Raw genomic sequence first — 11,634 nt, forward strand, 5'->3', positions numbered from 1 at the left:
CGGCGGGGCATTAGCCCCGCCGCGATATCTCGACGAGCGAGCTTCCGGATTAGCGGAGCAGCTGCAGCACGCTCTGCTGCGACTGGTTGGCCAGCGACAGCGCGGACACCGCGATCGACTGGCGAGTCGACAGCGCCTGGCTGTTGGCCGCTTCCTCGTTGGTGTCGGCCAGCGTCAGGTTGGACGAGCCGGTCTGCAGCACGTTGATCAGGTTCTTGGAGAAGTCCTGGCGCACCTGCACGATCGAAAGGTTGGAACCGAGCGCGGAGGCCTGCGAGCGCAACGTGCTGGAGGCCGCGTTGAGGCTGGTCAGCACCCTGTTGGTCGCGCCGTTGTCGATGAAGTCGGTGCCGCTGACGAGGCTGCTGAGGCCGAGACCCGCGGCGTTGAAGACCACGCCGTTGATACCGAGCGTCGAGCTGCCGGTTTCGTTGAAGACGAGCTTCAGCGTGTCGCCGTTGAGCAGGTTGACGCCGTTGAAGGACGCGTCCTGCGACGTCGTGTCGATCTGCTGCAGAATGTTGTTGAACTGGTTGACGAGGTTCGCGCGCGCCGTCTGCGCGACCGGATCCTCGACCGGCGGCTGGGCCGTCGAGAACGTCAACGTGCCGGTGATCGTGCCGCCGATCGCGCCGCCGGCGGTCAGGGACCCCAGCGTCGAGGACGCGAATTCGTTGACGGTGGTGACCGTGAGCACGCCGTTGGCGTCGATCGTGGCCGTCAAGTGGTTCGCTTGCAGCGCGACGTTCAGCTGGTTCAGCGTCTTGACCGTACCATTGGTGCCGTCGCCGAAGGTCACGTTCACCGGCGTACCGCCGTTGAAGGCGGTGAAGGTCAGGGTCTTGCCGCTGATACCGCCGACGCCCGAATTGCGGGACGCGGTGAAGGCCGAGGCCGTGCCGGTGTTACCGGCGAGGCCGAGAACGGGGAGCGCATTGCCGGTGCTGGTGATCGCGAGGTCGGCATTGATGCCGGTCGAGATCTTCAGCGCTCCGCTCGGCGCGATGGTGGAATTGGTCTGGCCGGCCGCGGTTGCCAGGGTGCCGCTGCCATTGCCGTTGAGGGTGAAGGTCTGCACGCCGGTCGCGAAGTCGATCGCCTTCAGGACGTCGGCGACGCTTCCCTGCTGGAGATAGACGGTGGAGTTGCCGTTGCCGTCGGTCACGACGTTGCCGGACACGCCGAGCGTGGATCCGACGGAGGCCGCGGTCGGTGTCGGTGCATCCTTGAAGGTGATGACCTTGCCGTCGACATTCAGGGTCGAGCCCGACTGCACCAGCGAAGCAAGGCTGGTCGGTCCGGTGACGCGGGGGGCGGTGATGCTGACGGTGCCGCCGCCGCTCGATGTCGTCAGACCGAAGCTCTTGAGCAGGTCGGCCTTGCCGGACAGGCTGAGGTCGGAGCCCGTCGACGATTTGAGCGTAGTGACGCCCGCCGCGATGCTCGACAGGGTCTGGCCGGCATTGGCCGTGACGGTGCCGCCGTTGTTGTAGGCAACGCCGCTGGCGAGGTCGATCGCGCCGAGGACGTCGTTGACGGTGACGGCGGTCGAGGTCGTGCTGGCGCCGAGATAGATGGTCGAATTGCCCGAGCCGTCGGTGACGACGTTGCTGCCGACCTGCGATGATCCCGCGGGCAGGCTGGCCGGAAGGGCCGAGGTCTTGAACGTGATGGACTTGCCGTTCACGGTGAAGGTGTCGCCATCGGCATAGGGCGAGGACGTCGCCAGGGAACCGGTCGCGCCGAACAACGTGGTTGTTCCGCTGATGCTGCCGGCGGCAATCGGCGCCGTGGTGCGCGTGGCAGTGTTCGAAGTCGTCAAGCCGAGCTTTGCGAGGGTGCCGGCCGACGTATCGGTCAAGGCAATATTCGCATTCAGACCGGTGTTCAGAACAAGTGCACCGCTACCGTTCACACTGGATGCGTTGGTCGTGTTGCCCGTGATCGCATCGACGGTTGAAAGCAGGTTGCCGACCGTCTGGTCGATACCGATCGTGTAATTGCCGTTGGCATCCACAGCAGCGGCGCCGGATGCCGTGAAGGTAATCGTCTTGCCGTTCACGGCAAACGCATTGCCCGCAGTCAAGGCACCGCCGTTGGCCGTGCTCAACACCGTTGCAGAAGTGGTGGCCGCGTTGATGACCGAGCCAGTGGTGGCTGCGTTGACGTAGGTCGTGCCCGTCGCCGCGGCGCCGGCCAGGGTGCCGGGGGTGCCGCCGAGCGTGGTCGTGAGGGTCGCTGCGGTCGTGCCGCCGACCGTGCCGTTGTACAGCACGTTGCTGGAGGCAATTGCGCTCGTGAAGCTGGTGGTGCCGCGCAGGTCAGCGGGCGTCGCACCCGGGATCGTGGTCGAGACGTTCGACTTGGTCGAGTAGCCGACGGTGGTCTGGAGCGCCTGGTTGGCGATCGATTTCGCGCTGTCGATCAGCTTCTGCAGCGAGGTGATGCCGGTATTGGCGGCCTGCAGCACCTGCACGCCGTTGTTGATACCGTCGAGAAGGTTGCTGATGTCGCTGGCGCGGTTGTCCAGCCCCTGCGCCGTGAAGAAGTTGGTGGGGTTGTCGAGGGCCGTGTTGACCTTCTTGCCCGTCGCCAGGCGCTGCTGCGTCGTGGCCAGGAGATCGGCCGTCGACTGGAGCGACAACAGGTTCTGACGAACCGAGGCCGAAAGAACGATGTTGGACATTGCGGGTCTTCCTCTTGAAGCGACACCGGATACGAATCAGGGCTCGCCGAGTTCCAGAACGAGCTTTTGTCCAGTTGTAGGGGGTCTCCTTTAAAGTATGGTTAACGCCGGCTTAAGCGGTACGGTTAACGGAGGGTTAACGCTGCGCCCGGCCCTGGATCGGGGACGAAACGCCCTCTCCCTGCGAGCTCCCCGCCCAAAAGAAAAGCGGCGGGGCCGAAGCCCCGCCGCCATATCTGTTAGGTGATTGCTGCCGCGGATTAGCGGAGCAGCTGCAACACGCTCTGCTGCGACTGGTTAGCCAGCGACAGCGCGGACACCGCGATCGACTGGCGGGTCGACAGCGCCTGGCTGTTGGCCGCTTCCTCGTTGGTGTCGGCCAGCGTCAGGTTGGACGAGCCGGTCTGGAGCACGTTGATCAGGTTCTTGTTGAAGTCCTGACGGATCTGCACGATCGACAGGTTCGAACCCAGAGCCGACGCTTCCGTACGCAGTGTGCTCGAGGCAGCGTTGAGGCTGGTGAGCACCTTGTTGGTGGCTGCGTTGTCGATGAAGTCGGTTCCTTGGGTCAGGTTCGCCAGGCCGAGGCCGGCCGAGTCGAAGGTCACGCCAGTGATGCTCAAGGTCGACTTGCCGGTCTCGTTGAACACCAGCTTCAGGGTGTCGCCACCCAGCAGGTTGACGCCGTTGAACGAAGCGTCCTGGGCAGTCGTGTTGATCTGCGACAGGATGTCGTTGAACTGCTTCACCAGGTTGGCGCGGGTGCTCTGAGCGCCGGCGTCGACGGTCGGAGCAGTCGCCGTCGAGAAGCTCAGGGCGGTGGTCAGGGAGCCCCCGATGACGCCGCCGGAGACTGCATCACCGAGCGTCGACGAAGCGTAGTCGTTGCTCGCCGAGATCGTCAGCTTGCCGGTGGAGTCCAGCGTCGCGTTCAGGTTGTTGGCCTTCAGCGAAGCATTGAGCTGGTCGAGCGTCTTGACCGTGCCGTTGGTGCCGTCGCCGAAGGTGACGTTGACCGCCGTACCGCCGTTGAAGGAGGTGAAGGTCAGGCTCTTGCCGTTGACGCCGCCGGCAGCCGAGTCACGCGCCGCCGAGAAGGCGGTGGCGTTGCCGGTGGTGCCGTTGAGGCCGAAGGCGGCCAGCGCGTTGCCGGTGCCGGTGATCGACAGGTCGGAGTTGACGCCGGTGCTGAGCTTGAGCGTGCCGCTGGCGCTGAGCGAAGAGTTCGCCGCACCGGTTGCCGTGGTCAGGGTGGCACCCGTTGCAGCCAGGGTCGCCGTCTGCACGCCGCTGGCGAGATCCACGGCCTTCAGCAGGTCGGCAACGGTCGCCGATTGCAGGTAGACGGTGGAGTTGCCGAGGCCATCGGTCTCGACATTGCCGCTGATGCCGGTGTGGCTCGCCGAAGCAGCCGGGGTCGGGGCGTTCTTGAAGGTGATGACCTTGCCGTTGACGTTCAGCGTCGAGCCATCCTGGACGAGCGAGCCGAGGGTGGCGGCGCTCGTGGTGCGCGAAGCGCTCACGATCGCAGTACCGGAGCCTGACGCGGTCGTCAGACCGAGGGCCTTCAGCGCGTCGGCCTTGCCCGACACGTTGAGATCAGCACCCGTCGACGACTTGAGCGTGGTGACGCCCGCGGAGATGCTCGACAGGGTCTGGCCGGCGTTGGCCGTCACGGTGCCGCCATTGTTGTAGGCAACGCCGCTGGCCAGGTCGATCGCACCGAGCACGTCACCAACCGTGGCGGTGGTCGAGGTCGCGCTGGTGCCGAGGTAGACGATCGAATTGCCGGAGCCGTCGGTGACGACGTTGTTGCCGACCAGCGAGGAGCCGGTGGGAGCAGTCGTCGGAGCCGCCTGCGCCTTGAACGAGATGGTCTTGCCATTCACGCTCAGCGTATCCCCGTCAGCGAATGTCGAGGCGGTGCTCGACACCGCGAGGCCACCGGTCGCCGCAAACAGCTTCGTGGTACCGCTGATGTTGGCGCCCGCACCGGTGGTGCGCGTCGCGGTATTCGAAGTCGCCAGGCCGAGCTTTGCGAGGGTACCGGCCGACGTATCGGTCAGAGCAATGTTCGCATTCAGACCGGTGTTGAGCACGAGCGCGCCACTGCCGTTCACGCTGGATGCGTTGGTCGTGTTGCCCGTGATCGCATCGACGGTTGTAAGCAGGTTGCCGACCGTCTGGTCGATACCGATCGTGTAATTGCCGTTGGCATCCGCAGCGGCGGCGCCGGACGTCGTGAAGGTGATCGTCTTGCCGTTCACCGCGAACGCATTGCCCGCAATCAAGGCACCGCCGTTGGCCGTGCTCAACACCGTTGCCGACGTGGTGGCCGCGTTGATGACAGTGCCCGTGGTGGTCGCGTTGACGTAGGTCGTTCCGGTGGCAGCGGCGGCGGCGACGGCCGAGCCGGCGAGACCACCGAGCGTGTCGGTGAGGGACGCAGCGGTCGTGCCGCCCGCGGTGCCGTCATAGATCACGTTGCTGGTGCCGGTCGCGCTGGTGAAGCTCGTCGTGCCGCGCAGATCGGACGCGGTCGCGCCGGTGATCGACGCCGAGACGTTCGACTTGGCCGAATAGCCCGTGGTGGTCTGGAGTGCCTGGTTGGCGACCGACTTGGCGGAATCGACCAGCTTCTGCAGCGAGGTGATGCCGGTGTTGGCGGACTGCAGAACCTGCACGCCGTTGCCGATACCGTCGAGGAGGTTGTTGATGTCACCGGCGCGGTTGTCGAGACCCTGGGCGGTGAAGAAGTTGGTGGGATTGTCGAGCGCCGAGTTCACCTTCTTACCGGTCGACAGACGGGACTGGGTGGTGGCGAGCAGGTCGGCGGTGGACTGGAGGGAGAGCAGGTTCTGACGAACCGACGAGGAGAGAACGATACCGGACATGATGTTACCTTTCTGGTAGCTACGCGTCTTGCCTGGCACTTCTGACCAAGCGACCGCGGAAACCTGCCTCCAAGGCTCTAAGAAAGGGTGAAATGAAGCCGGCACTTTCCAGCCAACCTCGTCGCCGGACCTGCTTCGCGCCCTGGACACGGCCGCGCGGCGGATCGCACTCCGTTGAGATTGCTCGCGATTTCTGCTGATACGGGAGGCGTTTACGCCGCGTTAACCATATTCGGCAACGATTGCCGCCAAATCAGGGTTCGGCACCATTATCTGCCGGGGCGCAACGGCCGCTCATCGGAACACGAGTTGACGGAGAACAGGTATGGCCCTCAAGGTCGAGCTCAGGCCCCACGAACGCATCATCGTCGGCAATTGCGTGATCACCAACACGGATCAGCGCGCCCGATTTCTGATCGAGGGCGATAACGTGCCGATCCTGCGCGAGCGCGATATCCTGACGCCGGAGACGGCCGACACGCCGGCCAAGCTCGTCTACCTGGCGGTCCAGCTCATGTACATCTCGCCGGATCCGCAGACCCAGCACGGCACCTATTTCAACCTGGTGCGCGACATCGTCACCGCGGTGCCGAGCGCCTGGCCGATCATCGAAGACATCAACAACAACATCATGAGCGGCGATCTCTATCGCGCGCTGAAGGATGCCCGCAAGCTGATCGCCTATGAGGAGAAGCTGCGGAGCCAGTTCGAGGCCACGCATCCCAAGGACGAAGCGGGCAAGCACGACGTCAGCTCGGCCGCCTGATCCATCCGAGCGCTCTGAACGACAACGGCCCCGGATCATCTCCGGGGCCGTTGTCGTTTCGACTTGCGTGTCCTGCTCACTGCGCCGCGAGGGGCGGCGCCTCGACCTCGATCATTCCGTCGCCGCTCCGCCGTGCGCCGAACTCCAGCACCGCAGCCACAAGCGCATCGATGTCGGTTTCGTCGGTCCGGTGATTGACGATGGCGGCGCGAATCGCGAACTTGCCGTCCAGCGTCGTGCTCGACGGCGCCGCGACCCCGGACTCCTGGACGTCGGCGACAATCTCGCGATTGACCGCGTCGTCGGCGCGATAGCGGAAGCAAACGATGTTGAGATTGACCGGCGCGAGCAGCTCCAGCCGCGGCTCGGCCAGCACGCGCGTCTCCAGATATTTCGCCAGCGCGCAGCTCCGCGCGATCACCGTCCCGAGGCGGTCGGTGCCGAACGTCTTCAGCGTGAACCAGGTCTTCAGCGCACGAAAGCCGCGCGACAGGTCGGGGCCGAGATCGCAGGGCCAGACCGCGCCCGCCGCAAGCCCCCTCGCCTCGCGGCGCAGATAGGCCGCCGGCTGCGCAAAGGCCTGCCGATGCTGCTCGCCATCGCGCACCAGCAGGAAGCCGGCGTCGTAGGGCACCTGCCCCCATTTGTGGAAGTCGAGCGCGATGGAATCGGCGAGTTCGATCCCGCAGAGCAATGGCGCGAGCTCGGGCGAGAGGATCGCGAGCGCACCGAACGCGCCATCGACGTGAAACCAGATTCCTTCTTCGCGGCACAGCTCCGCGATCGCCTTGAGATCGTCGACCGCGCCGATGTCGACCGTACCCGCGGAAGCGACGACGAGGAACGGCTTGAAGCCTACCTCGCGATCGATTGCGATCTGCGCCCGCAGCGCGGCGACATCGATGCGATGATCGGCATCGACGCCGATCTTGCGCAGCGCATCGGTGCCAAGCCCCGCGATATCCATCGCCCGCGAAATGCAGCCATGCGCGGCGTACGATGTATAGGCCGTGAGCAGCGCGCCGTCGTTGCCGGTGCCGTGCTGCCGCGCCAGCGTGCCGAGCGCAGCAGTGCGCGCGACCAGCACGGCCATCAGATTGGCCATCGACGTGCCGGTGACGAAGATGCCGCTCGCGCCTTCCGGAAAAGCGAACAGGTCGCGCATCCACGCGACGATCTGGCGCTCGACCTCGATCGGCATGTGATCGCGTCCGCCGAGATTGGCGTTCAGGCCGGCTGCGAGCATCTCCGCGAGCATGCCGACTGCGGTGCCGCCGCCATGCACCCAGCCCATGAAGCCGGGATGGACGTTGCCGGTCGCATAGGGCGCGACATGCTCGGCGAATTCACGATAGACGTCGGCGAGATCGCTCGCCTCGCGCGGCACGTCGGCCTTCATTGTCGCGCGGACGCCGTCGGGGATCGGCTGCCAGACGGGGCGCGCACGAACATTGGCGATGCCGTCGATCGTCTCGTCCAGCATGCGATGGGCGAGCGCGCGGAATTCGTTCCAGTCCTGCGGATCGAGCGAGGTATGCGCGAGCGAGCTTTGCGTGTTGCGGATGATCTCGTTCATGCTGCACTCCCCTCGCCCGCTTTTGCGTGGCGCGACAGCATCGCCGTGAACGCGGCAAAGATCTTGCGCATCTGCGGCGGCTTGTACGGAAACACGACCGGCGAATCCATGTTGTGCACGACGGCGGTGTTGTCGGCTTCGAAGACCAGCAGCTCGCCGTTCTGGTTCTCGGCGCAATCGACGATGAAATAATCGAGGCCGACGCGCCTGCCCATCTCGTCGAGCGCGCTTCTGTGGCGCGCGGCAAAGGCATGATCGAAGTCGAGCATGAAGGCGGCCTCCTCGGCGCGCTTCTCGTCGCTGAACATCATATCGGCGTTGAGATACCAGATGTCCCAGCGCTCGGCGATCGCCATGTGACAGGCATAGGGCTTGCCGTCGACCATCGTGAGCCGAATCTTGCGGTAGAGCCCGTCGGGGCTCGCATAGTCGACGAAACGCGCGACGAAGAAATCCTGCTCCTGCCGCTCGGCAAGATAGGCCGCGAGCGCCGGAACGTCGTCAATCTTCGCAAGCCCGACGCCGGCATGCGTGCCGCGCGGCCGCACGATCATCGGAAAACGCAATTCGCCCGTGATGTCGGCGCAAGCGATCCGCCCCTGCACGAGATCCGACAATTGCGCGCGCGTCGCGTGGGCGGTCACGGGAATCTCGAGACCTCGAATGTCCGCCAGCAGCCGATACAGCTTGTCGCGATCGAGATTGCCGATCAACTCGGGGCGATTGAGCAGCGGCCGCGGCCAGTTCGGCGCGGCCTTCTCGATCAGCGCGAGCGCTTCGCGGCATTCCTCCGAGTCCGATGCGACCACGATGGCGACGTCGTGATCGGGCAGATTCTCCGGAAGACCGGCGCCCTTGACCACATAGAGCGTCAGGAGCTCGATGTCGGAGCCCTCGAGCAGGAACTCGATCGGCGTATTGCCGCCCATGTCGATGTCGGCCGCAAGCGCCAGCACGCGCAAGCCGGGCTTCGAAGCCGCGGAGGGCGTGCGAAACAACTGGTGGAAGGTGAGCACCTCCGACTGGATCGCAAGCCCCGCCGCCTTGTCGCCCAGAAGCTGGACGATCAGTGACAGGTCGAGGCCTTCGCCTGCGTGCGCCGCCCCTGCCGTAATCCGCTCAACGAGTTGGTCACGCAGCGGCTGCAGATTGACGCCTTCGAAGGCCTGGCGCGTCAGCTGCGCAAAGCCCATTCGGTCGGCATAGTTCGGTACGGTCACGCCGAGCGGCGCGGAAACTGGATGCTGCATCTCACACCTCGAACGCGGGCTTCTCCGGCACCGCCATGCCACGGTCAAGCAGCAGATCGATCTTCACCAGCACGTGGGCGATACGATCGAGCACGTGCTGCACGTTGCGTTGCGCCTGCGCCATGTCGGGCGACCAGGCCTCCGTCACCAGCCGGGCGCCGACGCAGAGGCGCAACACGGCCTGCGGCGTCTCGTCCTGCCGCTCAAGCCGGACCGGCCGGCCGATCAGGCAGCGCTGCACGGCGACCTGCCGGTCCGCTGCGCTGCCGCTGATCGCCTCGTTCATGTCACGCGCCAGCGCCCGATGAACGGCGCCGGTCTCGGCAATCGAGACCGGCTTGCCGTCGCGCAGCAGCGTGAACGGAAAGATCGTGCGTTGCGCGAACTCCTCGTCGTCCGCCGCGCGGTTCTCGATTGCGCCAGGAACGGCGCGAACCGCGGGCGACAACGCGATCATGCTGTCGATGCCGGCGGCAAGCTCGGCCAGTGTCCTGGCGCGGAAAGCCCCCGGCACGGAATAGTAGCCGCCGATCTCCGCGAGGGCCGCCTCCCAGCGCAGCCATTGCCCGAAATTCGGCCGGCGCTCGAAGCGTGAGCGCAGGGCCGTCCAGGCCATCGGCCAATCGCAGCGGCCGGCATAGTCGAAGATACCAGGCGCGATCCCGTCGATCCGGTCGAGCGACCGCGACAGCCCCTTCGGCACCAGCAGCGCACCGCTGAAGGCCGGCCCGCCGAAAAACTTCGAGCCGGTCATCAGCACCATATAGCCGCGGTCGAGATAGGAACGCAGCCGGCGGCGGCCGAGCCGCGCCTGACAGGCATCGACGACCACCTGAACCTTGCGCGGCCAGCGCCGCGCGATCTCATCGAGGCAGGCAGCACTCGGCGCGCGCCAGCCGAGTTTTGACGAATCCATGATGTGCAACAGAACGCGGCGGCCTTGCGCGAGGCTGGCCTCGACCGCGCGCAGCACCGCAGCGTCCGCATCCGCGCGCATCGCGACGCCCGACGCGGCCGCGAGCAGCGGCACCGCGATGCTGTCGCCGGCAAGGCCCGCGACCGCGCCGTCCTTGCGCACGGCAATGCCGCCTGCCGTCATCGCGCTGAAATGGTGACCGCGCGCGGTATGGACCGTGCCGCTGCCGGTCTGATCAGCGCCGACCACGATCGTCACCGGCGGAGCGCCGAGCACCGCGCGCGCCAGGAACAGGGCGTGGAGCTGGGAGTCCGTCCCGGACGGCGAAAACACGATGTCGACGCGCGGCGCCAGCTGGAGATGGCCGCGCAGCTCCTCGCGCATGTCCTCGCAGCGCGCGTCGAAGGCGATCTCGACCTCGTCGAACAGGCATCTGTGCATCAGCTCTTCGCGCGCCAGCGCGGCGCGGTCATAGGCCATTTGCGAGATCGTCGACGCGGTCGAGGAGGCGAAATTCCAGATCTCCGGCTCCGGCGAGGCCGCACAGCCATAGGCGTTGACGCGATCCTTCGGGTCGAGCGCCAGCCGCGGATCTCCGCCGGAGACGAGCAGCGTGTCCAGCGGTGTGAAGAGATCGCGCAGGCGATAGCGCGAGCCGCCGCCGGGCGTGCGCTCCGTGTCCGACAGACGGGATGCGCCGGCGCTCATCCCGGATGGCTCAGGCCGCGTCGGCCGCCGCCGCGGGCGCGGCGGCGAATTGCGAGGTGATGTCGCCGTGGAATACCGACGGCCCGACGTGATCGAGCGAGCTCTGGATGTCGGCCCAGATCTCGCCGCCGATATCGGTCCAGCGCTTGCAGAAGGCGAAGTCCTCGGAGAGATAGGTGCCGGTCGCCGGATCGATCATGCATTCGAACAGCGCGAACCGATTCTGGCTCAATGCCAGCGTATCGTGCGAATGCTCGCGGAAGAATTGCAGATTGGCGTAGTCCGGATGACGGCACATCGCTTCCAGCACGTGGCGGCGGATCATCAGGAAGCCGGTGCCGGCGTAGCGCACGCGGGTGAACCCGTTGACCACCACGATGCGGTCGGGGTCCTCGATCTCGAGCACGTAGTCGAGCGATGCGGCCGGCACGTCGGTGCGGCCGGCCTCGATCGCCCGCTTCGCCTTGTCCCAGTTGACCCGCTTGATCGGATAGCAGCCGGCGACGACGTCCGCGCCGCACTCGATCAGCCGGAACACCTGCTCCGGCTTGAATCCGATGTCGGCATCGATGAACAGGAAATGGGTCGCGCTCGGATCGTCCAGGAACATCGCAGCCAGATTGGCCCGCGCGCGGGTGATCAGCGCATCACCGTCGCGCAGCAGCACCTTGAGCTCGAGATTGGACATGCCGTGCACGGCACGCTGGAGCGCGAAGATCGAGCTCGCGTAAATGCTCGACACCTGCCCGCCGAAGCACGGCGTGGCCACCACCAGCTGCATCTTGTCCGACATTGACGGCTCCGCCCCCGGGCTCAAATCCTCACCAAGAGGTAAAGA

The 11,634-nt window shown here is 65.8% G+C and carries 7 protein-coding genes; 1 reads left to right on the top strand and 6 read right to left on the bottom strand.

All coding sequences use genetic code 11. The features are described from left to right. Nucleotides 1-49: 49 nt before the first annotated feature. Nucleotides 50-2,686, bottom strand: a complete 2,637-nt coding sequence (locus I3J27_RS25225; protein ID WP_270161574.1) for a DUF1522 domain-containing protein — start codon at nt 2,684-2,686, stop codon at nt 50-52. 260 nt (nt 2,687-2,946) lie between these two features. Then, nucleotides 2,947-5,580: a DUF1522 domain-containing protein gene (locus I3J27_RS25230; RefSeq protein WP_270161576.1), complete on the bottom strand. Its 2,634-nt coding sequence runs from the start codon at nt 5,578-5,580 to the stop codon at nt 2,947-2,949. 325 nt (nt 5,581-5,905) lie between these two features. On the opposite strand from I3J27_RS25230, the gene flbT reads away from it, so the two are divergent. Then, the gene (flbT, locus tag I3J27_RS25235; protein WP_270161578.1) at nt 5,906-6,346 is read left to right on the top strand and encodes a flagellar biosynthesis repressor FlbT; all 441 of its coding nucleotides are present in this window, start codon (nt 5,906-5,908) and stop codon (nt 6,344-6,346) included. Between the two features lie 76 nt (nt 6,347-6,422). Here flbT and I3J27_RS25240 read toward each other — a convergent pair whose 3' ends face one another. The 4 genes from I3J27_RS25240 to I3J27_RS25255 are packed head-to-tail and all read right to left on the bottom strand — an operon-like array spanning nt 6,423 to nt 11,589. Next, complete coding sequence (locus I3J27_RS25240) at nt 6,423-7,922, bottom strand: pyridoxal phosphate-dependent decarboxylase family protein (RefSeq protein ID WP_270161579.1); 1,500 nt, start codon at nt 7,920-7,922, stop codon at nt 6,423-6,425. Beyond that, the gene (locus I3J27_RS25245; RefSeq protein ID WP_270161580.1) at nt 7,919-9,172 is read right to left on the bottom strand and encodes an ATP-grasp domain-containing protein; all 1,254 of its coding nucleotides are present in this window, start codon (nt 9,170-9,172) and stop codon (nt 7,919-7,921) included. The genes I3J27_RS25240 and I3J27_RS25245 overlap by 4 nt, the downstream gene beginning before the upstream one ends. 1 nt (nt 9,173) lies before the next feature. After that, nucleotides 9,174-10,796 carry a hypothetical protein gene (locus I3J27_RS25250; protein WP_270161582.1) on the bottom strand — a complete coding sequence of 541 codons (1,623 nt, stop codon included), beginning with the start codon at nt 10,794-10,796 and terminating at the stop codon, nt 9,174-9,176. A 10-nt stretch (nt 10,797-10,806) separates the two neighbouring features. After that, a complete protein-coding gene (locus tag I3J27_RS25255) occupies nt 10,807-11,589 on the bottom strand; it encodes a hypothetical protein (RefSeq protein ID WP_270161583.1) in 783 nt (260 codons plus the stop codon). Between the last annotated feature and the right edge of the window lie 45 nt (nt 11,590-11,634).

Source organism: Bradyrhizobium xenonodulans (genome assembly GCF_027594865.1).
In the GTDB taxonomy this organism is placed as follows: Bacteria; Pseudomonadota; Alphaproteobacteria; order Rhizobiales; family Xanthobacteraceae; genus Bradyrhizobium; species Bradyrhizobium xenonodulans.

What these genes read in the sequence shown, in the direction of transcription:
- I3J27_RS25245 (WP_270161580.1), bottom strand. Translation starts at nt 9,172, where the DNA reads ATGCAGCATCCAGTTTCCGCGCCGCTCGGCGTGACCGTACCGAACTAT.
- flbT (WP_270161578.1), top strand. Translation starts at nt 5,906, where the DNA reads ATGGCCCTCAAGGTCGAGCTCAGGCCCCACGAACGCATCATCGTCGGC.
- I3J27_RS25225 (WP_270161574.1), bottom strand. Translation starts at nt 2,686, where the DNA reads ATGTCCAACATCGTTCTTTCGGCCTCGGTTCGTCAGAACCTGTTGTCG.
- I3J27_RS25230 (WP_270161576.1), bottom strand. Translation starts at nt 5,580, where the DNA reads ATGTCCGGTATCGTTCTCTCCTCGTCGGTTCGTCAGAACCTGCTCTCC.
- I3J27_RS25255 (WP_270161583.1), bottom strand. Translation starts at nt 11,589, where the DNA reads ATGTCGGACAAGATGCAGCTGGTGGTGGCCACGCCGTGCTTCGGCGGG.
- I3J27_RS25250 (WP_270161582.1), bottom strand. Translation starts at nt 10,796, where the DNA reads ATGAGCGCCGGCGCATCCCGTCTGTCGGACACGGAGCGCACGCCCGGC.
- I3J27_RS25240 (WP_270161579.1), bottom strand. Translation starts at nt 7,922, where the DNA reads ATGAACGAGATCATCCGCAACACGCAAAGCTCGCTCGCGCATACCTCG.